Source organism: Kitasatospora sp. LaBMicrA B282, assembly GCF_050325825.1.
GTDB lineage: Bacteria > Actinomycetota > Actinomycetes > Streptomycetales > Streptomycetaceae > Kitasatospora.
In genome coordinates this window covers 62639-85510 of record NZ_JBNQTI010000008.1, presented here as the reverse complement: position 1 = coordinate 85510, position 22872 = coordinate 62639, and the positions used below count along the sequence as shown (strand labels likewise).

Annotated in this window: 27 protein-coding genes; 18 read left to right on the top strand and 9 right to left on the bottom strand. The window is 72.6% G+C overall.

Features of this window, described 5'->3' with window-relative positions:
- Entirely contained in the window at positions 1-1047 is a 1047-nt protein-coding gene (locus ACQRUO_RS04490; protein ID WP_428314381.1) for an NAD(P)-dependent alcohol dehydrogenase, read from the bottom strand.
- Between the two features lie 138 nt (positions 1048-1185).
- Positions 1186-2124 (bottom strand): GlxA family transcriptional regulator, encoded by a 939-nt coding sequence (locus ACQRUO_RS04485; protein WP_428314380.1) that lies wholly within the window; start codon positions 2122-2124, stop codon positions 1186-1188.
- 209 nt (positions 2125-2333) lie between these two features.
- Between ACQRUO_RS04485 and ACQRUO_RS04480 the strand changes: the two genes are divergently transcribed.
- On the top strand, positions 2334-3134 hold the full coding sequence (locus ACQRUO_RS04480) for an alpha/beta fold hydrolase (protein WP_428314379.1): 801 nt from the start codon (positions 2334-2336) through the stop codon (positions 3132-3134).
- 34 nt (positions 3135-3168) lie between these two features.
- Positions 3169-4215, top strand: coding sequence for a nuclear transport factor 2 family protein (locus ACQRUO_RS04475; protein WP_428314378.1), 1047 nt, complete (start codon positions 3169-3171; stop codon positions 4213-4215).
- A 112-nt stretch (positions 4216-4327) separates the two neighbouring features.
- On the opposite strand, the gene ACQRUO_RS04470 is transcribed toward ACQRUO_RS04475, so the two are convergent.
- Entirely contained in the window at positions 4328-4717 is a 390-nt protein-coding gene (locus ACQRUO_RS04470; RefSeq protein ID WP_428314377.1) for an SCO5389 family protein, read from the bottom strand.
- A gap of 385 nt (positions 4718-5102) precedes the next feature.
- On the opposite strand from ACQRUO_RS04470, the gene ACQRUO_RS04465 reads away from it, so the two are divergent.
- From ACQRUO_RS04465 to ACQRUO_RS04450, 4 genes are all read left to right on the top strand, one after another.
- Positions 5103-6065: a metal ABC transporter solute-binding protein, Zn/Mn family gene (locus ACQRUO_RS04465; protein WP_428314376.1), complete on the top strand. Its 963-nt coding sequence runs from the start codon at positions 5103-5105 to the stop codon at positions 6063-6065.
- Between the two features lie 138 nt (positions 6066-6203).
- Positions 6204-6689: a Fur family transcriptional regulator gene (locus tag ACQRUO_RS04460; RefSeq protein ID WP_428314375.1), complete on the top strand. Its 486-nt coding sequence runs from the start codon at positions 6204-6206 to the stop codon at positions 6687-6689.
- Positions 6690-6884: 195 nt separating this feature from the next.
- Positions 6885-7187 carry a hypothetical protein gene (locus ACQRUO_RS04455; RefSeq protein WP_428314374.1) on the top strand — a complete coding sequence of 101 codons (303 nt, stop codon included), beginning with the start codon at positions 6885-6887 and terminating at the stop codon, positions 7185-7187.
- Between the two features lie 134 nt (positions 7188-7321).
- A complete protein-coding gene (locus ACQRUO_RS04450) occupies positions 7322-7639 on the top strand; it encodes an ArsR/SmtB family transcription factor (protein WP_428314373.1) in 318 nt (105 codons plus the stop codon).
- 21 nt (positions 7640-7660) lie between these two features.
- Here ACQRUO_RS04450 and ACQRUO_RS04445 read toward each other — a convergent pair whose 3' ends face one another.
- A complete protein-coding gene (locus tag ACQRUO_RS04445; RefSeq protein ID WP_428314372.1) occupies positions 7661-8629 on the bottom strand; it encodes a GTP-binding protein in 969 nt (322 codons plus the stop codon).
- 179 nt (positions 8630-8808) lie between these two features.
- On the opposite strand from ACQRUO_RS04445, the gene rpmB reads away from it, so the two are divergent.
- From rpmB to ACQRUO_RS04400, 9 genes are all read left to right on the top strand, one after another.
- The gene (gene rpmB, locus ACQRUO_RS04440; protein WP_428314371.1) at positions 8809-9045 is read left to right on the top strand and encodes a 50S ribosomal protein L28; all 237 of its coding nucleotides are present in this window, start codon (positions 8809-8811) and stop codon (positions 9043-9045) included.
- Positions 9045-9350, top strand: coding sequence for a 30S ribosomal protein S14 (gene rpsN, locus ACQRUO_RS04435; protein WP_428314370.1), 306 nt, complete (start codon positions 9045-9047; stop codon positions 9348-9350). Before rpmB ends, rpsN begins: the two co-directional genes overlap by 1 nt.
- A gap of 6 nt (positions 9351-9356) precedes the next feature.
- Entirely contained in the window at positions 9357-10544 is a 1188-nt protein-coding gene (locus tag ACQRUO_RS04430) for a CobW family GTP-binding protein (protein ID WP_428314369.1), read from the top strand.
- A gap of 38 nt (positions 10545-10582) precedes the next feature.
- Complete coding sequence (gene rpsR, locus ACQRUO_RS04425; RefSeq protein ID WP_428314368.1) at positions 10583-10825, top strand: 30S ribosomal protein S18; 243 nt, start codon at positions 10583-10585, stop codon at positions 10823-10825.
- 30 nt (positions 10826-10855) lie between these two features.
- A complete protein-coding gene (rpmF, locus tag ACQRUO_RS04420) occupies positions 10856-11020 on the top strand; it encodes a 50S ribosomal protein L32 (protein ID WP_428314367.1) in 165 nt (54 codons plus the stop codon).
- A gap of 178 nt (positions 11021-11198) precedes the next feature.
- On the top strand, positions 11199-12170 hold the full coding sequence (locus ACQRUO_RS04415; protein ID WP_428314366.1) for an ABC transporter ATP-binding protein: 972 nt from the start codon (positions 11199-11201) through the stop codon (positions 12168-12170).
- Positions 12167-13003, top strand: coding sequence for an ABC transporter permease (locus ACQRUO_RS04410; RefSeq protein ID WP_428314365.1), 837 nt, complete (start codon positions 12167-12169; stop codon positions 13001-13003). Before ACQRUO_RS04415 ends, ACQRUO_RS04410 begins: the two co-directional genes overlap by 4 nt.
- Positions 13004-13041: 38 nt before the next feature.
- The gene (locus tag ACQRUO_RS04405; RefSeq protein ID WP_428314364.1) at positions 13042-14361 is read left to right on the top strand and encodes a sensor histidine kinase; all 1320 of its coding nucleotides are present in this window, start codon (positions 13042-13044) and stop codon (positions 14359-14361) included.
- Entirely contained in the window at positions 14358-15044 is a 687-nt protein-coding gene (locus ACQRUO_RS04400; RefSeq protein WP_428314363.1) for a response regulator, read from the top strand. Before ACQRUO_RS04405 ends, ACQRUO_RS04400 begins: the two co-directional genes overlap by 4 nt.
- Positions 15045-15086: 42 nt before the next feature.
- Here the strand turns inward: ACQRUO_RS04400 and ACQRUO_RS04395 are convergent, their stop codons facing one another.
- Positions 15087-15341, bottom strand: a complete 255-nt coding sequence (locus tag ACQRUO_RS04395) for a hypothetical protein (protein ID WP_428314362.1) — start codon at positions 15339-15341, stop codon at positions 15087-15089.
- A 68-nt stretch (positions 15342-15409) separates the two neighbouring features.
- Positions 15410-16384: a LuxR C-terminal-related transcriptional regulator gene (locus tag ACQRUO_RS04390; protein ID WP_428314361.1), complete on the bottom strand. Its 975-nt coding sequence runs from the start codon at positions 16382-16384 to the stop codon at positions 15410-15412.
- A gap of 320 nt (positions 16385-16704) precedes the next feature.
- Here ACQRUO_RS04390 and ACQRUO_RS04385 point away from each other — a divergent pair, with 320 nt between their 5' ends.
- The 3 genes from ACQRUO_RS04385 (at position 16705) to ACQRUO_RS04375 (ending at position 19361) form a co-directional block, all read left to right on the top strand.
- A complete protein-coding gene (locus tag ACQRUO_RS04385; protein WP_428314360.1) occupies positions 16705-16920 on the top strand; it encodes a hypothetical protein in 216 nt (71 codons plus the stop codon).
- Between the two features lie 5 nt (positions 16921-16925).
- Positions 16926-17213 (top strand): hypothetical protein, encoded by a 288-nt coding sequence (locus ACQRUO_RS04380; RefSeq protein ID WP_428314359.1) that lies wholly within the window; start codon positions 16926-16928, stop codon positions 17211-17213.
- 207 nt (positions 17214-17420) lie between these two features.
- The gene (locus tag ACQRUO_RS04375) at positions 17421-19361 is read left to right on the top strand and encodes a hypothetical protein (RefSeq protein ID WP_428314358.1); all 1941 of its coding nucleotides are present in this window, start codon (positions 17421-17423) and stop codon (positions 19359-19361) included.
- 91 nt (positions 19362-19452) lie between these two features.
- On the opposite strand, the gene ACQRUO_RS04370 is transcribed toward ACQRUO_RS04375, so the two are convergent.
- From ACQRUO_RS04370 to ACQRUO_RS04360, 3 genes are all read right to left on the bottom strand, one after another.
- On the bottom strand, positions 19453-20847 hold the full coding sequence (locus tag ACQRUO_RS04370) for an NAD(P)/FAD-dependent oxidoreductase (RefSeq protein WP_428314357.1): 1395 nt from the start codon (positions 20845-20847) through the stop codon (positions 19453-19455).
- A 53-nt stretch (positions 20848-20900) separates the two neighbouring features.
- Positions 20901-21257, bottom strand: coding sequence for a cupin domain-containing protein (locus ACQRUO_RS04365; protein ID WP_428314356.1), 357 nt, complete (start codon positions 21255-21257; stop codon positions 20901-20903).
- Between the two features lie 125 nt (positions 21258-21382).
- Positions 21383-22831, bottom strand: coding sequence for an APC family permease (locus ACQRUO_RS04360; protein ID WP_428314355.1), 1449 nt, complete (start codon positions 22829-22831; stop codon positions 21383-21385).
- Between the last annotated feature and the right edge of the window lie 41 nt (positions 22832-22872).

Genomic DNA, 22872 nt, shown 5'->3' with positions numbered 1-22872 from the left:
TCAGATGGTGGCGGGGTCGATGACGAAGCGGTAGCGGACGTCGCCGGCGAGGACCCGCTCGTAGGCGTCGTTGATCTGGTCCGCCCGGATCAGCTCGATCTCGGCCGCCACCCCGCGCGCTGCGCAGAAGTCGAGCATCTCCTGGGTCTCGGCGATCCCGCCGATCCCGGAGGTGCTCAGGCTGCGGCGGTTGCCGTTCAGCGACTGGAGCGTGAGCTGCACCGGATCCTCCGGGAGGCCGAGGTTGACCAGGGTCCCGTCGGTGCGCAGCAGCGAGAGGTACGCGGCGAAGTCGAGCGGGGCGGAGACGGTGTTGAGGATGAGGTCGAAGCTGCCCGCGAGGTCCGCGAAGGTCGCCGGGTCGCTGGTGGCGCGGTAGTGGTCGGCGCCCAGCCGCAGGCCGTCGTCCTGCTTGCGCAGCGACTGGGACAGCACGGTGACCTCCGCCCCGAGCGCGTGCGCGAGCTGCACGCCCATATGGCCGAGCCCGCCGAGGCCGATGACGGCGACCTTCGTGCCGGGGCCGGTGTGCCAGTGCCGCAGGGGTGAGTAGGTGGTGATGCCGGCGCACAGCAGCGGGGCGGCCACGTCCAACGGCAGGGCGTCGGGGATGCGCACCACGAAGTCCCGGTCGACCACCACCTGCTGCGCGTAGCCGCCGTAGGTGGGCAGGCCGTCCCGGCCGACGGCGTTGTACGTCCACACCGGTCCGCCGCCGGTGCAGTACTGCTCCAGCCCGGCCTTGCAGTTCTCGCACGCGCGGCAGGAGTCGACCATGCAGCCGACCCCGACCCGGTCACCGACCTGGTACGTCGTCACCCGGGAGCCGACCTCGGCGACGGTTCCGGTGATCTCGTGCCCGGGCACCATGGGGAAGATCGCCGTGCCCCAGCCCTCGCGGACCTGGTGGATGTCCGAGTGGCAGATGCCGACGAAGGCGATGTCGATCAGCACGTCGTGCTCGCCGACCGCGCGGCGCTCGATGGTGGTGCGCTCCAGCGGCGCCTTGGCGGCGGGCGCGGCGTAGGCGGCGATGGTGGTGGTCATGGGCGGTCGTTCCCTTCTCCGTCAGGGGCCGGCGGAGGCGTTGCGGCGCTCCTGCGCGTAGGCGACAACGTAGACGGCCGCGAGGCGTTCGGCGCGCTGGTGCGGCCGCGCGAGCGGGTGACGGTGCGGATCGCCCCTCTAGTGCTGGAACGTGCGCCGGTACGCGGTCGGTGTGGTGCCGACGGCGTCGCGGAAGCGGGCGCGCAGGTTGGTGCCGCTGCCCAGGCCGCAGCGGGTGGCGATCTGTTCCACCTGGAGGTCGGTGGCCTCCAGGAGTTCCTTCGCGCGGTCCAGACGGGCGGTCAGCAGCCACTGGTGCGGGCTGACCCCGGTCTCCTGGCGCCACAGGCGGGTCAGGGTGCGGGGGGAGACACCGGCGTGCTGGGCGAGCTGCGGGATGGTGAGGTCCTCCGCGAGGCGGTGCGCCGCCCAGGTGCGGGTGGCGGCCAGCGTGGTGGCCGTGGGGGCGGGCAGGCTCCTGGTGATGAACTGGGCCTGTCCGCCGTCCCGGTGCGGGGCGGCGACGAGCTCCCTGGCGATGTCGTTGGCGACCGCGGCACCGAGGTCCTTGCGGACCAGGTGCAGGCACAGGTCGATGCCGGCGGTGATGCCCGCGGAGGTGAGGATGTCGCCGTTGTCGATGTAGAGGACGTTGCGGTCCACCCGCAGGCGCGGGTAGAGCTCCTCGAGGTCGTCCGCTCTGGCCCAGTGGGTGGTGACGGTGCGCTCGTCGAGCAGGCCGGCCGAGGCGACGGCGAAGGCACCGGTGCAGATGGAGGCGATCCGGATCCCTGCCCGGCCGGCGAGCTTGAGCGCGGCCCGCACCCGCGGGTGGGGCGGGCGCCGGAAGTCCTCGAAGCCGGGGACGATGATCGTGTCCGCGTCGGCCAGCGCTTCCAGGCCCGCGGCCAGGCCGAGGGTGAACCCGGCGCTGGTGGTCACGGCCGCCTCGGTGTCCCCGCACACGACCAGCTCGTAGGGAGTGTTCGGGCGGGCGTTGAAGATCTGCGTGGGGATGCCCAGGTCGATGGGCAGCACGCCGTCCAGCGCAAGAATCGCGACGCGGTGCTTGGTCATGGCCGGAATGTTATGGCCACACCGGATCGGGCATGCAGACTCGTCGGCCCTGCCGCAGAGGTTGGCCCAGAAGTTGCGAACAGTGGCAGTCGAGCCGTGGCCCGCGAGGATCCTCCGGGAGCAGGATCGGATCCCGAGCCCGGGGCGGACCCGACTCCACGCACCGGTGGAGCGGGGCTGGACGCCCCGGCCGGAGCGAGGAGCTGACGATGACTCCGCAGAACGTGGTGGGCAGATTCTTCGACGTGACGGGCGGTCAGGTCTACGCCCACGTCCGCGAGGGCGACGGTCTGCCGCTGGTCTTCCTGCACTACTGGGGAGGCTCCCGGCGCACCTGGCTCCCGGTGCTGCAGCACCTGGACCCGGGGCAGGCTTTCGTGGCCTACGACCAGCGTGGCTGGGGCGAGTCCGCGGGCCTGCCGGGGCCCTACGGCCTGGACCGGCTCGCCGACGACGCCCAGCGCGTCGTCGAGGCGCTCGGCCACCCGCGCCACGTGCTGGTCGGGCACTCCATGGGCGGCAAGGTGGCCCAGCTGGTCGCCGCCCGCAGGCCCGCGGGGCTGGCGGGAGTGGTCCTGGTCGCGCCCGCGCCGGCCGCACCGGTCGGGGTGACCGAGCAACTGCAGGAGGAGGTCGGCCGCGCCTACGAGAGCGAGGCGAGCGTGCTCCGGAGCGTCGAGGTGATGCTGACCGACGGCGGCCTGAGCCCCGAGTTGCGCCGGCAGGTGGTCGAGGACAGCCTGCGCGCCGGCGACGAGGCCCGGCTGGCGTGGCCGCGGGGCGGACTGGTCCAGGACGTGTCGGCCGGCCTCGGCGACGTCGAGGTGCCCGTGCTCGTCCTCGCGGGGCGCCACGACAAGGTCGACCCGCCGGCGGTGCTCACCGAGCACCTGCTGCCGCTGCTCCCGACCGCCTCGCTGACGGTCCTGGAGAACACCGGCCACCTCTCGCCCCTCGAGGTGCCCGACCAGGTCGCCGCGCACATCAGCGCCTTCGTCGCCCAGCTGTAGAGACCGCACCTACCACCCGGAAAGGGACCATCACGTGACCAGCACCGCACCCCTGTCCGTCTTCGAGCAGCTCGACCTGCCCGACACCGGCCTCGCCCGCGACGCCTACGACTACGTGGCGAAGGCCACGCCGGACTTCGTCTTCCACCACAGCGTCCGCAGCTACGTCTTCGCCCGCGCCCACGCCCGGAACCAGGGCCTGCGCAGCGGCGCCGACTACGACGACGAGCTGCTGTTCGTCAGCTGCCTCCTGCACGACATCGGCCTGAGCGAGGAGGGCAACGGTGACCAGCGCTTCGAGGTCGACGGCGCCGACACCGCCGCGGCGTTCCTGCGCGAGTGCGGGGTCGAGGAGCAGTGGATCGCCACCGTCTGGGACGCCATCGCCCTGCACACCTCGGACGGCATCGCCGCGCGCAAGGGCACCGAGGTGGCACTGGCCCAGGCCGGCATCGCCACCGATGTCATGGGGATCCGGCGCGAGACTCTGCCGGCCGGCCTCGCCGACCGGGTGCACGCCCTGCTGCCGCGCCTGGACCTGGGCTACGCCCTCACCGACGCCATCGTCGCCCAGGCCGAGGCCAAGCCCCAGAAGGCCTCCCCGCTGACCTTCCCGGGCGAGCTGCTGCGCCACCACCAGCCGTACGGCGCCCACCCCGGCTGGCACGACCTGCTCGCCGCGGCCGGCTGGGGCGACAAGCCGGTGGGCACCGCCGCCCGGCGCCGCGCCGAGACGCCCCAGCAGGTGGCGGCCCTGTTCACGGAGTACCTGGCGGCCGGCGACGTCGAGGGCCTGGTGTCGCTGTACGAGCCGGACGCCCACGTCGTCCCGGCCCCCGGCACCCACCTGGTGGGCACCGGGGCGATCCGTGAGGCACTGCAGCGGCTGGTCGACCAGGGCGCCCGCCGCACGCTCGAACTGCGGGAGATCCGGCAGGTCGGCGACCTCGCCCTGGTGTCGAACCGCGCCACCCTCACCGGCGTCGGCCCGGAGCCGGTCGTCTCCACCACCACCGAGGTCCTGCGGCGCCGGCCGGACGGCGGCTGGGCCCACGTCGTGGACGACCCCTTCTTCGGCTGACCGTCGAGCCCGGACTGCCGAGCCCGGACTGCCGAGCCCCGACCGCCGAGCCCGGACCGCCCGGCCTGCCGCGGCGGCCGCCCACGACGACGCGTGCGTTCCCGCCGCTGGGTCAGCAGCTGCGCAGTTCGGGGGTCTGGTTCAGGACCTGGGTGCGCTGGGAGGTGAACTCGCGGTACGCGTCACCCTGTTCGGCGCCGGGGCGGAAGGCGGCGACGCGGTGGCAGTTGACGAACGCGAGCTTGACGCCGAAATGGTCCTCCAGGCTGCCACGGATGGCGTTGCTGGCCAGCGCGCGCAGCAGCTGGGCCCGCTCCTCGTCCGTCGGGGTGGTGTTGTCGTCGACGAACTCCGCACTGGTGGTGCCGAGTTCCTCGCGCAGACCGGCGACGACCCGGTAGGCGTAGGGGAGCGAGGTGCGGACGGTCTCGATGAAATCGGCCCGGCTCACCTGGCCGGTTTCGGCCTGGGCGAGGAGGGCGGGGGAGATGTCGAGCGACATGGGGGGTGGTCCTTTCGGGTTCGGGTTCGGGGTCGGTCAGTTGGTCGGGAGCGCCTGGAGGACGGCGGCCAGGTGCTGAGGTTCCCGTTTTATCGAAGATGAAAACCATTACGAACAGGGACTGTGGACGAAGGATTGACGGCCTGTCAAGTCGCCCGCCGGCGCACGGGTTCGCCGGGGCGATGGCGACCTGCCGCGCACCCCGCCCTCCTGGTGATCGGCAGGTCGGGCTGCCCGCGAGGGGTGGCCGGTCAAGATTTGGTAATGGTTTTCATCCCATGGTCGATCTCGGTAGATACGACAATCGTTTCCATCTAGGCTCCTGGTCGTCCAGTGGAGCGGGGCCCGGTGTGGTGGGCCCCCGTGTACGAGGAGTCGTGCCGTCATGACCGTTCAGCCTGTTCGTGGGGTCGCCAGCCGCCGGGTCAGAGGGGCGCTGGGCCTCGTGGGAGTGGTGGCGCTGGCGGCCACCAGTGCGTGCGCCACGTCGTCCAAGGCCGCGTCGGGCGGCTCCTCGGCCGGGGGCTCCAAGGTGATCCAGGTGACCGCCGCGGAGAACTTCTGGGGCAGCGTGGCCACCCAGCTCGGCGGCTCGCACGTCAAGGTGACCAGCATCATCACCAACCCGGACACCGACCCGCACTCCTACGAGCCGACCGCCGCCGACGGGCGGACCATCGCGGGCGCGGACTACGTGATAACCAACGGCATCGGCTACGACGCCTGGTCCGACAAGCTGCTGGCGGCCAACCCGGCCCCGAGCCGCACCGCGCTGAAGATCGGCGACCTGGTGGGGCTGAAGGAGGGCGACAACCCGCACCAGTGGTACTCGCACGACAGCGTGTACAAGGTGATCGACCGGATCACGGCCGACTACAAGAAGATCGACCCGGCCGACGCGGCCTACTTCGACAGCCAGAAGCAGAACTTCGAGACCCAGACGCTGGCCCAGTACAACCAGCTGGAGTCGGACATCAGGACCAGGTACGCCGGCACGCCGATCGGTGCCTCGGAGTCGATCGTGACCCCGCTGGCGGAGAGCGTGGGCCTGAAGATGCTGACCCCGGAGACCTTCCTGGACGCCGAGAGCGAGGGCACCGACCCGACGGCGGCCGACAAGTCGACGATCGACCAGCAGATCGCGTCCAAGGCGATCAAGATCTACGTCTTCAACACCCAGAACTCCGACCCCGATGTGGTCGCCCAGGTCAACGCCGCCAAGGCGCAGGGCATCCCGGTCGCCCAGGTCACCGAGACCCTGGCCCCGGCGAACGCCAGCTTCCAGGACTGGCAGGTCAAGGAGCTGCAGGGGATCGAGGACGCCCTGAAGCAGGCGACCGGCAAGTAAGCGGCGGGGCCAACGTGGTGCGCCCGGGCCCGGACGGGGATCTGTGGGGGATACCCGTCCCGGGTCCGGGGCGCACCGCTCGGCAGGGTGTCGAGCAGGTCGTGGCCTGAGCAGGGGTCACCGGACGGGGGATCGAGGATGACCGGCGAGCAGATCAGCGCCGTCCGCAAGGCGGCCCGCCGCCGCGCGGCCGCCGCCGCACCGGCCGGCGGGGCCGATGCCCTGGGGCGGCTCACCCCGCAGCGCGCCGAGGTGCTGCGGGCGCTGTCCGGCTGTGACGACTTCGTCAGCGCCCAGCTCCTGCACGCCGGGTTGCTCGCCGCCGGCTCCCGGGTGGGTCTGAGCACCGTCTACCGCACGCTGACCGCGTTGGTCGCCGTCGGCCGGGCCGACGTGGTGCGTGACACCAACGGCGAGCGGCTGTTCCGCTACCGGCCGGGCGTCGAGCACCGGCACTACCTGATCTGCCGCGAGTGCGGCCTGAGCGAGCCGGTCGACTCCACCGCCGTCGAGCGGTGGGCCGACCAGGTCGCCGAGAGGTCGGGCTTCTCGGACGTCCAGCACACCGTGGAGCTCACCGGCACCTGCGCGAGCTGTCACGGGCCCGGCCGGAACGCCGGCTGACGGCGAGCGGGCGGGATGGCCGGGCGGGGTGACCGGACAGCTGGAACATCCCGGCGCGGTTCCGACCACAGGTGTCGCCGACATATGCATGGGTCGCTATATGCTGATGTCTAGATGTACTGCGCAGCAGCCGGGCCGCCGCGCGTGTGCGACGAGCGGCGAGCGTGGCGCGACCGATCGAGAGGGAGTACCCCGATGTCAGCCGGGACGCAGCACCAGACCCATGCCGACCACGCCCATGTGCACGGAGAGGGCTGCGGTCACGTCGCCTTCACCCACGGGGACCACGTCGACTACGCGCACGACCAGCACATCCACCGGGTGCACGACGGTCATGTCGACGAGTGCGCCCGCAGCGGGCACGCCGAGCACGCCGGCCACCAGCACCAGCACGGCGCGGACTGCGGCCACGTGGCGGTGCCGCACGAGGGTCACGTGGACTACGTGCACGACGGCCACCGCCACGCGCTGCACGAGGGCCACTGGGACGACCACTGATCAGGGTCGTCGCCGGCGGGTGAGTGGCGCCGGGCGGGCCGTTGCGGCCCGCCCGGCCTGCGCTGCCCGCCCGGGCCCGGCGAGCGAGGCGACGGGCGCTATTGAAAGCCATTGCCAGGTACTAAGGTATGCATATGGCAACGGAACCAGCCCCCGGTGAGCCCGCCAGGGACCTGACCGATCTCCAGGCGGCCAGCGACCTGCTGCGGGTCCTCGCCGCGCCCATCCGCCTGGGCATCGTGCGCGAGCTGTCCGGCGGTCACCGCCGGGTCCACGAGCTGGTGGACGCGCTCGGCGTGAGCCAGCCCCTGGTCTCCCAGCACCTGCGTCTGCTGCGCAACGCGCGGATCGTCACCGCGCAGCGCCACTCCCGCGAGGTCGAGTACTCGCTCACCGACGCGCACCTCGCGCACATCGTGCTCGACGCGATCCAGCACGCCAACGAGACCTGACCGCGCGTCGGGCCGTGCGCCTCAGCGGGCCCGTGCGGCGGCGGGCACGGCGTGGTCGGCGCGCTCCTCGTGGTCGGCGTGGTCGGCGTCGTGCTGGACCACGCAGTGCTCGTCCCAGGCGGGGAACGGGTCCTCGGTCCGCCATCCCGCCGGGTCCGCGTCCCACTCGTCGTCGGTCAGCAGGCACGCGTCCAGGGCGGCCCGCAGGTGGTCGCCGCGCAGGTCGGTCCCGATGAACACCAGCTCCTGGCCGTGGGCCGGTCGGTCGGCGGCGGCACCGACGGTGGGGTCGGGCAGCGCACCGGTGCCGACCGTTCCGGCGGGCTCGAACCGGGCGACCGAGCCGGCCTGTGACCAGAGGCCGGTGACGGTGGGACGGGAGGCGAGCCGGAAGAAGCCCGTGGAGCGCAGCACGGTGCCGAACTCGCCGCCGTCGCGGCGGTCGCTGATCAGGTCCCACAGGCGGGTGGGCTGGAAGGGCCGGTCGGCGCGGAAGACCAGGCTGGAGATACCGTACTCCTCGGTCTCGGGCACGTGGTCGCCGTTGAGTTCGGCCACCCACCCGGGCGCTTCCTGCGCCCGGGCGACGTCGAAGAGCCCGGTGCCGACTCGATGAGCAGGTAGTCGAAGCGGCCGGCCCGGGCATGGGGGTCCCCTGGCCGAAGGCTGGGGGAGGTCGACCTCCCCCAGCAGGTCGTCGCGCAGGGTGCAGCAGATGCAGCCGTTGGTCATCTCGACCAGGCGTTCCTCGGTCCGGGACAGCGTGCCGCCGTCGCGGACCAGGGCGGCGTCGATGTTGCTCTCGCTCATGTCTCCCCCAGCCTTCGGCCGGGAGGTGCCCCCATCGATGACCGCGACCCGCAGGCCGTCCCGGTTGGTCAGCAGGTGGTTGAGCAGGGTGGTCTTGCCGGCGCCGAGGAAGCCGGACAGCACGGTGCCGGGCAGCACGGTGACGGGCAGCGGAGCGGGGCGGCCGGGGTGTTGGGGCATGGCTGGTCCTCCGTGGTGGGTGGTCGGCGGTTCCGCCGGCGACGGCTGCAAACTCTACATCGGAATGAAATCCGTTTTCATCTAAGCTATCGTTAGCCGCGCCTCCGGAGCCGGGGCCACCTCGTGCAGCCCCGGGCCCGGCCATGGCCGCCGCACGTCCACGGATAGGAGCAGAACCCATGTCCGCCCACTGCCAACTCACCGGCCGCAAACCGGGCTTCGGCAACGCGATCTCGCACTCGCACCGGCGCACCCCGCGCCGCTTCGACCCCAACATCCAGCGCAAGCGCTACTGGCTGCCCAGCGAGGGCCGCTACGTGCGCCTCACGCTCAGCGCCAAGGGGCTCAAGACCGTCGACGTGATCGGCATCGAGGCCGCCGTCGCCCGGATCCGGGCCCGCGGGGAGAAGGTCTGATGGCCAAGCAGAGCAAGATCGCCAGGAACGAGCAGCGCCGCGCCGTCGTCGCCCGCTACGCCGAGCGCCGCGCCGAACTGAAGAAGACCGTCGCGAGCCCGGCCAGCAGCCCGGACGAACGCGCCGCCGCCCAGCAGGAACTGGCCCGCCAGCCGCGCGACGCCAGCGCCACCCGGGTCCGCAACCGGGACGCCGTCGACGGCCGCCCGCGCGGCTACCAGCGCGCCTTCGGCCTGTCCCGGATCAACCTGCGCACCATGGCGCACGCCGGTCAGCTCCCCGGCGTCCGAAAGTCCAGCTGGTAGGCGGGCGTGACGGACCATCCCAAGCTCCCCGTCGTGGTCGTCGCCGGACTCCATGCGGACGAACGCCGCCGAGCCGTCGACGAGCTCCTGGACCACCGCGTCGACGCGACGGTCCTCCACCACGACCTGCGGGACGCCTCCCGCGGCGTCGTCCACCGGGTGCTCCGCGATCAGCGGCAGGCGTTCGGGCAGGCCGAGGTCGAGCTGACCAACGACTGCGCGTGCTGCGCGCTGCGCGAGGACCTGCTGCCCCAGCTGCTGCGGATCGCCGACGAGGGCCGGCACGGCCTGGCGATCGTCGAGTTGTGGGGCGGCAGTGACCCGCACCCGGCGGTCGAGCTGATCGCCGGCGGCGAGGTCGGCGACCGCTGCTTGCACGACGTGGTCGAACTCGCCGGCGTCGTCATGGCGGTGGACCCGCTGCGGCTGGTCGGCGAGCTGTCCGTCTCGGACGACCTGGCCGACCACGGCCTGCACACCGCCGTCCAGGACACCCGCACCCGGGCCGAGGCGCTCGCCCACCAGATCGAGTACGCCACCGTCCTCGCCGTGCCGCGGGCCGGCCGGGACCGCGGCACCCCGGAACGCCGGGCCGGGCTCGCCATGCTCCACCAACTCCACCCCACCGCCCGCATCGTGCCGCTGGCGACCGGCTCGCTGGTCCGGTCCGCGCTCGCCGGCTTCGACGTCGCCGCGGCCCGGGACCGGGTCAACCCGGCCGTCGCGCTGCTGCCGCAGGAGCGCGACGAGGCCGGCGTGGCCACCCTGGTCTGGGAGCGGCGGCGCCCGCTGCACCCGGCCCGGCTGTACGAGGCGCTGGAGCTGCTGGTGTCCGCTGCCCAGCGCAGCCGCGGCCGGTTCTGGCTCGCCAACCGCCCCGACCTGATGCTCGCCTGGGACGCCGCCGGCGGCAGCCTCGCCGTCGAGGAGTGCGGCCCGTGGCTCGCCGCGCTGCCCGATGCCGCCTGGGAGCTGTACCCGCCCACCCGGCGGGCCGCGGCCGCCCTCGACTGGCACCCCTCGCACGGCGACCGGATCCAGCAGCTCGCCTTCACGGCCGACGGCCTGGACGCCGACGGGATCACCGAGTTGCTCGACTCTTGCCTGCTCACCGACGCGGAACTGCTGGCCGGGGAACCCGGCTGGCGGGCCCTGCCGGACGCCTTCGACGAACTGCTCGACCCCGTCACCTGACCTGCAAGCCCCGCCACCCGACCTGGAAGGAGGCCGACATGGCCAAGCGCACCGGGCCCGGCCGACCGGCCAAGCCCCGCCCCAATCCGCTGAAAGAAGCGGGGATCGACTACATCGACTACAAGGACACCAACCTGCTGCGGAAGTTCATCTCCGACCGCGGCAAGATCCGCAGCCGCCGGGTCACTCGGCTCACCGTGCAGCAGCAGCGCGCCATGGCCCGCGCGATCAAGAACGCCCGCGAGATGGCCCTGCTGCCGTACTCCTCCACCACCCGCTGACAGCTACCCCGACCGAACAGGAGCCACCCCATGGCCGTCCCCAAGCGCAGGACCTCCCGCAGCAACACAAGGCACCGCCGGGCCCAGTGGAAGGCCACCGCCCCGCAACTCGTCCCGATCACCGTGGACGGGCGCGAGCACCTGGTCCCGCGCAACCTCGTCAAGGCCTACGAGCGCGGACTGCTGACCCCCTGAGCCGGCGCCCGATCCCTCGCTGACCTGGTGCGCAGGCCGCGCCGGTGGTGGTACCGCGGTACTACGGGGGTGCCGCGGTTCAGTCCCTGGGTACCACCCTGCGCGCGTGCGTGGCCCCTAGCGTGGTCCGTGATGTCGGCCGGTACGTGCGCCGGCCCGGAGCCAGGGGAAGCACCCGATGATCGAGGCGCAGCAACTGACCAAGCGGTACGGCGAGAAGACCGCCGTGGACCGGCTGGACTTCACCGTGAAGCCCGGCGTGGTGACCGGCTTCCTGGGCCCGAACGGGGCCGGCAAGTCGACCACCATGCGCATGATCGTGGGCCTGGACGCGCCGAGCGCCGGTTCGGTCACCGTCAACGGCCGCCGGTACGCCGAGCACGGCGCCCCGCTGCAGGAGGTCGGCGCGCTGCTGGAGGCGAAGTCGATCCACCCCGGCCGCTCGGCCTTCAACCACCTCAACACCCTGGCGCTGACCCACGGGATCCCGCGCCGCCGGGTGGACGAGGTGATCGAGCTGACCGGCCTGCAGTCGGTGGCCCGCAAGCGCGCCGGCGCCTTCTCGCTCGGCATGGGCCAGCGGCTGGGCATCGCGGCCGCGCTGCTGGGCGACCCGGCCACGGTGATGCTGGACGAGCCGGTCAACGGCCTCGACCCGGAGGGCGTGCTGTGGATCCGCAACCTGCTCACCGGCCTGGCCGCCGAGGGCCGCACCGTCTTCGTCTCCTCGCACCTGATGAGCGAGATGGCGCTGACCGCCGAGCACCTGATCATCGTCGGGCGCGGCCGGCTGCTGGCCGACACCACGGTCAAGGACCTGATCCGGCAGTCCGGCGGTGACACGATCAAGGTGGCCAGCTCCGACCCGGCCCGGCTGCGCGAGCTGCTGGCCGGCCCGGGCGTGGACATCACCGGGCGCTCCGGTTCCGAGGAGCTGCTGGTCACCGGCCTGACCGCGCGGGCGATCGGCCTGAAGGCGGCGGAGCACGGCATCGCGCTCTTCGAGCTGGCCACCAAGGGCGTCTCGCTGGAGGAGGCGTTCATGGAGCTGACCCGGGACGCCGTGGAGTACCACGGCAACACCACCACCGCGAGCGTCCCGGCCACCGACGCCGCCGACACCGCCGAGCCCGTCGGGAGCGCAGCATGAGCACCGCCACCACCTCGCCCGCGGCGGCCCCCGCGCGCCCCGTCTACAAGGTCACCGCCGCCCGCGTCGTGCGCTCGGAGTGGGCCAAGTTCTGGTCGCTGCGCTCCAGCTGGATCACCCTGACGCTGGCGCTGGTCTTCATCCTGGCCTTCGGCCTGATCCGGACCTGGCGCTACAAGGCCAACCTCACCGGCGGCCACCCGATGGACGGACCCGAGATGCTCGCGGCCAACGCCGTCAGCCTCTCCCTCTTCGGGCTGAACTTCGGCCAGCTGGCCATCGGCGTGCTGGGCGTGCTGGTCGCCGCCGGCGAGTACTCCACCGGGATGATCCGCTCGACGCTGGCCTCCGTCCCGCGCCGGCTGCCGGTGCTGTGGTCCAAGGCCCTGGTCTTCGGCGTGGTCGCGCTGATCGTCGGCACCGTGGGCGCGTTCGCCGCCTTCGGGTTCGGCCACGGCATCGTGTCGGGCACGCGCGCCGCGCTGACCTTCTCCGACGCCGGCGTGCTGCGCAGCATGTTCATGGCCGGCCTGTACCTGGCGCTGATCGGCATCTGCGGGGTGGCCCTGGGCGCCCTGCTGCGCTCGGTCGCCGGCGGCATCGCCGTCCTGGTCGGCACCCTGCTGCTGGTGCCCGGCCTGATCGAGCTGCTGCCGACCAGCTGGCAGAACAACGTCAGCCAGTACCTGCCCAGCCACGCCGGCGACTCGATGTACGCCCTGCACCAGGACGCGCACACGCTGTCCCCGACCATGGGCCTGCTGGTCCTCGCGCTCTGGGCGGCTCTCGCGCTGGCCGGTGCCGCCTACCGGCTCAAGCGCACCGACGCCTGACCCACCGCTGCGGCTGCCATGATGGACGGGTGACACCCATGACCAGCCCGACCACCGCCCCCGACCACGGGGGCGGTGCGGGGGAGCCGCTCTGGGGGCACCCCCTGGTCTCCGGCCTGCTGCGGGTGTTCCGGCGGATGCAGCGCCTGGACCGGGCCCGGCCGTGGCTGCTGGACGCGGGCCTGGTCCTCGCCGTGCTGCTGCTGTTCGGGCTGCCCGACCTGCTGCACGGCGAGGACCGGCCGGGCATCGTGCACGCCAACGGACTGCCGCTGGTCGCGGTGGTCGCCCTGCAGCTGGGCCTGGCGCTGCCACTGCTGTGGCGGCGCCGCCACCCCACCGCGGTCTTCGCCGTCATCGCGGCCGTCTTCTTGACCCAGTGGGCGCTCGACGTGTGGCTGCACGCCGACATCGCCCTGTTCCTGGCCCTGTACGGCGTCGCCCGGCACGGCCGCCTGCGCCGGCTGCCCTGGGCGGGCGCGACCACCCTGGTGGCGCTGGTGCTGGCCGCGGCCCGGGTCTCGGTGGTGGTCTCCTCGCTGGTCGCCCTGTTCTTCCTGTGCTGCGCGGCCACCGCGGCCGCCGCGCTCGGCCTGGCGCTGCGCGTGGGCACCGCCTACCTGGGGGAGCTGCGCGAACGCGCCGCCCGCCTGGAGGTCGAACGCGACCAGCGCAGCCGACTGGCGGCCGCCACCGAGCGGACCCGGGTGGCCCGCGAGATGCACGACATCATCGGCCACAACCTCTCCGTCATCGTCGGCCTCGCCGACGGCGGCGCCTACGCGGCGGACCTCGCACCGCAGCGCAGCAAGGAAGCGCTCCAGCTGATCGCCGGCACCGGCCGCCAGGCCCTCGGCGAGCTGCGCCGGATGCTCGGCGTGCTGCGCGAGGAGCAGGCGGACGTGGAGCTCAACCCGCAGCCGGGCGTCGCCGATCTGGAGGCCCTGTGCGCGCGGGTGCGCGCCGCCGGCCCCGACGTCACCTACCGCACGGTCGGCGACGTGGAGGCACTGGACCGCGGACTCCAGCTGACGGTCTACCGGATCGCCCAGGAAGCGCTGACCAACACCCTCAAGCACGCCGGCCCGGACACCACGGCGAAGCTCACCCTGCGCGCGGACGACCGCGAGGTCCGGGTCGTGATCGAGGACAACGGCCGCAAGGACGGGACCGCCCCGGCCGGAGCCCGGACCGGCACGGACGGCCAGGGCATCACCGGCATGCGGGAGCGGGTCGCCCTCTACGGCGGCCGGCTCACCGCCGGACCGCGCCCCGGCGGCGGCTGGCGCGTGGAGGCCCTGCTCGACCCCGCCCCCTACGACCGCCCGCAGACCCCCAGCGCCGAGGCCTACTCATGACCACCGTGCTCATCGTCGACGACCAGCCCCTGCAGCGCTTCGGCTTCCGGATGCTGCTGGAGAGCGCCCCCGGCACCGAGGTGCTCGGGGAGGCGGAGAACGGCATCCAGGCCGTCCGACAGGTCGCCGAACTGCGCCCGGACGTGGTGCTGATGGACGTGCGGATGCCCGGCATGGACGGCATCGAGGCCACCCGCCGGATCGTCGCCGCCGGCGGCCGCTCCCGCGTGCTGGTGCTCACCACCTTCGACCTCGACGAGTACGCGCACGCCGCGCTGCGCGCCGGAGCCAGCGGCTTCCTGCTCAAGGACGCGCTCCCCGAGGAACTGCTGGCCGGCATCCGGGCGGTGGCCTCCGGCGACGCCGTCATCGCCCCCGGACTGACCCGCCGCCTGCTCGACGCCTACGCCCACCGCCTGCCGGACCACGCGGCCGACGCACCCGCGAGCACCGATCCCCGGCTGCGCACGCTGACCGAGCGCGAACACGAGATCCTGCTGGCGATCGGCCGCGGCTGGAGCAACGGCGAGATCGCCGAGCGCCTGGTGCTCTCGGAGAGCACGGTGAAGACCCACGTCGGCCGGGTGCTGGCGAAGCTCGGCGCGCGCGACCGGATCCAGGCCGTGATCCTCGCCTACGACCTCGGCCTGGCCCGGCCGCAACCCGGCCGCCCGGTCTCCTGACCGACCGGCCGGACGGGTTGCCACGCGGGCCACGAGCGCCGGTCAGGAACGGCGGCGCCTGACCAGGCTCCCCGCGATCAGCACGACGGCGGCCGCGCCCAGGCCGACGGCGATCCCGGTGTGGCGCACGTACTGCACCTCCGGGCAGCCCCGGTCGGGTCGGCCCGGTGCACCCTGGGCCCTGGCGAAGCAGTGCAGGCCCGGGATCGGCTCGGCCACGTGGACGAGTGCCGTCACCGCCGCACCCAGGAGGAGAACGATCCCCAGACCGAAGAGGAACACGCGCAAGGCCGTCATGCCGCTTGGACGACCGACCCGCGGCTCCCGTTCCCGACCCCACTGACGCCCTCCGCCACCGGGGCCCGTCAGAGCCAGCCGCGCTGTGCCGCCTTGAGGCCGGCCTCGAAGCGGCTGCTCGCGCCCAGGCGCTCCATGATCGATGACATGAGGCGGCTGACCGTGCGGATGGAGATGCCCAGGCGTTGACCCGCCGCGGGGTCGGTGAGGCCGGTGCCGAGCAGGCGGAGCAGTTCGCGTTCGGTGTCGGTCAGGCCGGTGGTCGGGTCGTTGTCGCGGACCGCGCCCAGCGGGACGGCGGTGGCCCAGGCCTGGTCGAAGAGGTCGAGCAGGGCGCCCAGGATACCGGGCTCGGTGACGAACAGGGCTCCCTTGCGGGTGTCGGCGGGGTCGATGGGGACCAGGGCCCGGACGCGGTCGGTGATGACCATGCGCTGCGGGATGACGGGTGCGGTGCGGACCTCGCTGCCGAGGCTGAGCAGCCAGTGGGCGTAGCCGGTGGTGTGCGGATCGTTGCGGGTGGCGTCCTGGTAGAGGGATTTGACGGTGACTCCCCGCGCGATGACGTCGGAGTTGGCCTGCCGACCGGCCTGCAGGTCCTCGGGACGCATCGCGGAGCCGGGGTGGACGCCGAGGACCTCGGTGCGGGCCTGGTGGCCCATCTGCTCCAGCCGGGCCTGGACGGCGTCGAGGCCGAGGAGGCGTTCGCCGTGGTGGGAGTTCTGCTCGGCGCGGTCCGCGACCATCCGGATCACTGCGGCCCGGGAGGCCGCCAGTTGGGCCTGGCGGGCGGCGAGCTCGGCCTCCTGGCGGGCGAGCACGTCCGCCAGGCCGATCTCCGGGCTGACGGCGCGCAACTGCCCGGGGTGCTCGGCGGAGGCGCGCAGGAGCATGAGTTCGGTGAGCTGTTCGAAGCAGTCGTAGACCTGGGGCCGGGTCAGGGCGCAGTGCTCGGCCAGCCGTGCGACGTCGTCGCCGGGTCGGTCCAGCATGGCCTGGTAGACGGCACTGGCCGCTGCGGTCAGCCCCAAGGTTTCCAGCACGGTGCACTCCCCCGAATTCGTGCGCTTCTGGTCCGGCCCGGGTGGCGCCGGGCGCAGGTATCGTTGCAGTCTCCCCGGCACGACTCAAGGCTCGCGTGGCGTACCAGGAGTGTTGTCATGTACCTGCACATGTGGCCGGGGCGCGCCAGGCGCGTTGATGCCAGCCCGCAGGCCTACCGCGGGGCTCCGGGCCCGGCGAAGCTGTTCATCGCCGGCCGGGACACCGCCCGAACGGTCACCGGACGAAGCGTCAACCGCGGGACGCGAGAACGGTGCAGGACCACCCGCCGATCCCATCGAGTGCCCAAGGGGACGTTCTCATGATCAGCACGCGCATCGCCCGGGCCACCGCGGTCGCCACGATCGTGCTCGGTACCCTCGTTCTCCTGCCCGCCGCCGCAACCGCCGCAACCGCCGCAACCGCCGCAACCGCGGCGACGGCCTCGGCTGCGACGGCCTCGACCACCGGGACGGCAGCCGTCCAGGCGCCGTCCGCCCCGACCGACGGCTCCCCGTCCAACCTCACCTGGGGCTGAGCCCCGTGGACATCGTCTACGCGAGCCTCACCCGCCGCCGGGCGAGCCAGGACCCGCCCCCCGGCGAGATCTCCGAGATCGTCGGGGCCCTGTGGGCGCACGCCACCTCGGCGGACGGACTCCAGTACGCCTCCGGCCGCTCCAGGACCGACCGGGTCGACCTGCTGCTGTACCTGCTGACCCCCGCGGTCCCCGTGCCCGGCACCGAACACCGGGTCAGCGCCCTGCTGGGCCGGTGCCACCGGGCCTCCCGGAAGCTGCAGCAGGACTACCTGCCACCGCCGCACCCGTAGCCGGCCCGACCGGCGCGAGCACCACCGGGCCGCGCGCGTCCCGTGAGACGACCGCTGTTCCTGCAGGACAGCCGTCCTTCCGGCCCGGCCCCGCACCGCCGTTGCCCGCAGCACCCGGCGATACCGCACCACACCCCTTGCGTCGACACCTGCCCTTGTGCACGTCCGGCGACCCACGCCCGAACCGACACCTCCTTGGAGTCCGCCATGCCCGTCACCCCGCGCACCGCCCGCACCCTTCCGCGTCTGGCCACCCTGGCGGCGATCGCCGTCGCCGCGGGCCTGGTCACGATCTCGCCCGCCGCCGCGGACACCGGCAGCTACTACAGCAACGGCAACATGACGCCGATGTCCACCGGAACGCTCGGCACCGGCGTCGGGGCGAAGCTGACCGGTGCCCAGATGGTGGCCCGCGCCAGGGACTGGGTCTCGCACGGCGTCACCTACAACGAGGGTCAGTCCTTCGCCGACGGCGAGGTCGGCGGCCCCTACCGCACCGACTGCGGCGGCCTGGTCGACATGGCCTGGCAGCTGACCAGCAGCCCCGTGGTCACCACCCCGTCGCCCGGCCTCGACTCCGCCACCTACAGCACCAGGCTCTCCAGCTGGTCCCAGCTCCAGCCGGGGGACGCCCTCGCCGTGTCCGCCGCGCACGCCAGCCTGTTCGCCGGCTGGACCAACCAGTCCACCGGGGACTTCACCTACATCGCCGAGGACAATCCCGGTGTCCCGACCGGCGAGCACTCGGCCAACATCCACGACCTCTCCATCGACGGGTACTCCACCTCCTCCTACGAACTGCTGCGGCCCAACAACCTGGCTCCCGCCATCCCGGCCGGGTTCAACGTCACGCTCTGGGGCTTCAACTCCGGTCAGACCGTCTCCGGGACGCTGAACCTGACCTCCCACCCCACGCAGAGCGGCGTGATCGAATGGCTCGACTACGTCGTCACCGGTCCGAACGGCTACCACACCGAGGTGCGGGCCGGCGGCGGCGCCAGTAACTACCCCTACGGCTTCAACACCTCCTCCCTGGCCGCCGGCACCTACACGGTCACCATGACCGCCAACGAGATCGACGGCCAGAACCACAGCTACCAGGGCGGCAGTTTCACGGTCGCCGCGCCGTCCACCCCCACACCGCCCGCGTCCTCGACGGCGCCCGCCTCCAGCCCGACCGCGCTGCTGCCCAGCGGCGCGCAGCAGACCTTCGTGGTCGCCCCCACCGGTCACCTGCTGACCAAGTGGCAGACCTCCGCGGGCTCGGCCTGGACCGGCTGGACCGACCTGGGTGGCGCCTTCCAGGGCATGCCGACGGCGGTGGTGAACGCGCAGGGGGAGATCAGCGTCTTCGCGATCGGGACCGACGGCAACCTCTACACCTCCTGGCAGTCCAGCCCCGGTGGCGGGATGAGCGGTTTCGCCAGCCTGGGTGGTGGCAACCTGAGCGGGACGCCGTCGGTGGTCTTCGGGTCCGGTGGTGGCATGGCGGCCTTCGCAGTGGATGCCTCCGGCAACCTGCGCAATGCCTGGCAGACGTCGGTGGGTTCGGCCTGGACGGGTTGGATCAGCATGGGCGGCACCTTCCAGGCCTCGCCCGCCGCGGTGGTGAACTCGCAGGGCGAGATCAGCGTCTTCGTGACCGGGACCGACGGCAACCTCTACACCTCCTGGCAGTCCAGCCCCGGTGGCGGGATGAGCGGTTTCGCCAGCCTGGGTGGTGGCAACCTGAGCGGGACGCCGTCGGTGGTCTTCGGGTCCGGTGGTGGCATGGCGGCCTTCGCAGTGGATGCCTCCGGCAACCTGCGCAATGCCTGGCAGACGTCGGTGGGTTCGGCCTGGACGGGTTGGATCAGCATGGGCGGCACCTTCCAGGCCTCGCCCGCCGCGGTGGCGGACTCGCAGGGTGACATCAGCGTCTTCGTGACCGGGACCGACGGCAACCTCTACACCTCCTGGCAGGCCAGCCCCGGCAGCGGCATGAGCGGCTTCGCCGGCCTCGGCGGTGCGATCCTCACCGGCACCCCGAACGCGGTGGTCTTCGCCGACGGCCACATGGACGCCTTCGCCGAGGACGGCAGCGGCAACCTCTACACCACCTGGCAGACCGCGCCGGGCTCCGCCTGGACCGGCTGGGTCGCGCCCTGACCCTGGAGCCGGTGAGCACTGCTCCACAGCACGTCGCCCGGCCGGGACACCTCGGCCGGGCGACGCGCTGTCGAGCGCGCACCCGACCGGCTCAGGAGTCGAAGCCCAGGCCCAGGCGGTCCAGGGTGCGCAGCCAGAGGTTGCGACGGCCCGCGTTGCGGTCGGCCAGGTCGAGCGAGCGCTTCGTCAGCTCGATGCCGATCCAGCGCACCGGCTCGGGCGGGAACGGCAGCGGCTTGCGGCGCACCATCTCCAATGCCGTGCGCTCGGTGCGCTCGCCGGCCAGCAGGTCGAGCATCACCTCCGCGCCGAACCGCGTGGCGCCGACCCCGAGGCCGGTGAATCCGGCGGCCAGCGCGACCCTGCCGCGGTAGGCGGTGTCGAAGAAGGCCGAGAACCGGGTGCAGGTGTCGATGGCGCCGCCCCACGCGTGGGTGAACCGCAGGCCCGCCAGCTGGGGGAAGGTCTGGAAGAAGTGGGTGGCCAGGGTGCGGTAGGTCTGCGGGCGGTGGTCGTACTCGGCGCGGACCCGGCCGCCGTAGTGGTAGACGGCGTCGTAGCCGCCCCAGAGGATCCGGTTGTCGGCGGAGAGCCGGTAGTAGTGGAACTGGTTGGCGCTGTCGCCCAGGCCCTGCCGGCCCTGCCAGCCGATCGAGGCGAGCTGCTCGGCGCTGAGCGGCTCGGTCATCAGCGCGTGGTCGTAGACCGGCACGGTGTAGGCGCGGGTCCGCTTCACCAGGGAGGGGAAGACGTTGGTGCCGAGCGCGATCCGGCCCGCGAAGACCCGGCCGTACGGGGTGCGCACCGCCATGCCGCGGCCGGACTCGGCGAGGTCGGTCGCCCGGGTGTGCTCGAAGATCCGCACGCCCGCGTCGAGGCAGGCCTGCTTGAGGCCCCAGGCGAGCTTGGCCGGGTTGACCATGCCCACGCCGTCCTTGTCCCAGAGGCCACCGAGGTAGGTCGGGGAGTCGACCTGGGCGCGCATCGCGTCGCGGTCCAGGAAGGTGAGCTCGCTGCCGAGTTCGGCGGCGAGGGTGGCGATCTCGTGCAGGTCGTCCAGTTGGTAGGGCTCGGTGGCGACGTCGATCTCGCCGGTGCGTTCCCAGTCGCAGTCGATCGCGTAGCGCTTGATGGCGTCCTCGACGGCCTGCAGGTTCGCCGCGCCCAGCCGCTCGAGCTCGGCCAGTTCGCCCGGCCAGCGCTGCTGGCCGTTGCCCAATCCGTGGGTGAGGCTGGCGGCGCAGAAGCCGCCGTTGCGCCCGGAGGCGGCCCAGGCGATCTCCTGGCCCTCGATCAGTACCACGTCCAGCGCGGGGTCCCGCTCCTTGGCGATCAGCGCGGTCCACAGGCCGCTGTAGCCGCCGCCGACCACCAGCAGGTCGCAGGTCGCGTCCCCCACCAGGGCGGGGAGCGCCTGCGGGCGCCCGGGGTCGTCCAGCCAGAACGGGGTCGGCTTGGCGTCCTGGAGGGAGCGGACGGGATCCATGTCGTTCCTCAGTGTCGTGCGGGAGGGGCAGGGCAGGGGGTCAGCGGTGGGGGTCAGGCGGGCTCGGTGAGGGTGAGGGCGTAGGCCTTGCGGAGGGTCTCGTGCACGGTCCAGGTGGTCCGGTCGCCCCGGTGCAGGACACCCGCGTCACCGGGCCCGACCTCCAGCGTCGGGCCGCCGGCCACCTCGATGGTGGCGCGGCCGCTGAGCACCACGAAGAGTTCGTCGGCCTCGGTGTCGGTCACCGTACCGGGGGTGATCTGCCAGATCCCGCGCAGCTGGCGGCCGTCCGCGGACTGCCACAGGACGCGACCGGTCACCTCCGGCGTGCCGGCGAGGATCTGGGCGGGATCCAGCGGATCGGGTTCGAGGTCCGCGTCGGGGATGTGGAGGGCGAAGCTGTTGCTCATGATCCGACGCTACCCAGCCGGTGGGGCGGGCGGCAGGAAGCACACTGTGTGCCGGACCGCGTGCCGGGTGACACCCCGTAAGGCCGCCGGGGCACCGCGCCCGGGCCCCGGCGGCGCGCCGGTCGTTAGGAGGACACCGTGGTCGGTTCCGCCACCGGCGCGAGCCCGGCCCGCCGCGCCTTGCGGGCCCGCAACACGGCGAGCGGCGGGTAGAGCAGCACCGACCCGCCGACCACCGCGAGCGCGTACAGCACCGCCTTGCCGCCGTTCTGGCTGTACTGCTGCCAGGCCGCCCAGGAGCAGATGCCGCTCAGCAGGAGCACGATCGCCGCGACGCTGAACCAGCCGCCCGGGATCCGGTAGGGCCGCTCCAGCTCGGGCTCCTTGAGCCGCAGCGCGATCAGCGCGGCCACCTCCAGCAGGATGCCGAGGTTGGTGAGGAAGACGTCGAAGATCACCAGGTTGGTGAAGCTGCTGAGGCAGAACAGCGCGTAGATCGCCGAGGAGCCGATGATCGACACGATCGGCATCCCGTAGCGGCGGCTCTCCTTGGCCACCCAGGACGGGAAGTATCCGTCCTGGGCGAGCACCAGCGGCAGGCGGGAGTTGGCGGCGAGCAGCGCGGAGAACATCGCGACGGCCGCGAACATCCCGCCGACGGTCACCGTCACCTGCAGCCAGGGGCCGGCCAGGGCCTTGGCCACGTGCGAGAAGGACCCGGCGGCCCAGGTCTGCCAGCCGGCGTCGCCGCCGGAGCCGACGGAGAGCGAGGCGAGCGAGGGCAGCAGGTAGCCCACCATGATCAGCACGACCGCCATGGCGAGCGCCCGCGGCAGGTGCTTGCGCGGGTTCTCCATCTCCCCGGCCACGTTGGAGACGCTGTCCCACCCCGAATAGTTCCACATCACGATGAACAGCCCGGCGCCGAAGGCCTTCCACGTCGACTGGTCGGACGAGGAGGTCATCGAGCTCACTGGGTTGATCCCGTGACCGAGGAGGTGGCCGAGCCCGACCACGGTGAGGATGAGCATCGGGGTCAGGCAGATCAGTGCGAAGGCCACCGACGAGTCGCCGACCCAGCCCGCGCCGAGCAGGTTGAGCAGCGTGAACAGCACGATGACGGCGAGGCAGATGAACCAGTTCAGGTCGAACCGCAGGTGCCCGAGGGAGAACAGCACGTGCCGGCCCGGTGCCACCGCCGCGACCAGGCTCTGCAGGTAGCTGGTGAAGAGCACCGGGTAGAGCGCCATGTCGACGAAGCTGCAGATCCACTGGAGCAGCCCCTGCTGGAAGCCCCAGAACTTGCCCAACCCCCGCTTGACCCAGTGGTAGTAGCCGCCCTCGACCGGGATCGCGGTCCCGAGCTCGGCGACCACCAGCGAGTGCGGGATGCTGTAGATCAGCGGGGTGACGACGATCAGCAGGATCCCCATCCCCGGCCCGGACGCCGAGAAGAGTCCCTCGATGCCGTAGGCGCCGCCGGAGACGCTGAAGAAGATCAGCGCGACCAGCGGCATCAGGCGTACGCGCTTGGGCGCCGACAGGCGGTTCACGGGGCGGTCCACGGCGGTCATGTTCAATTCGTCACCTCGGGGGAGTGGCTCCTGGTGGGCCT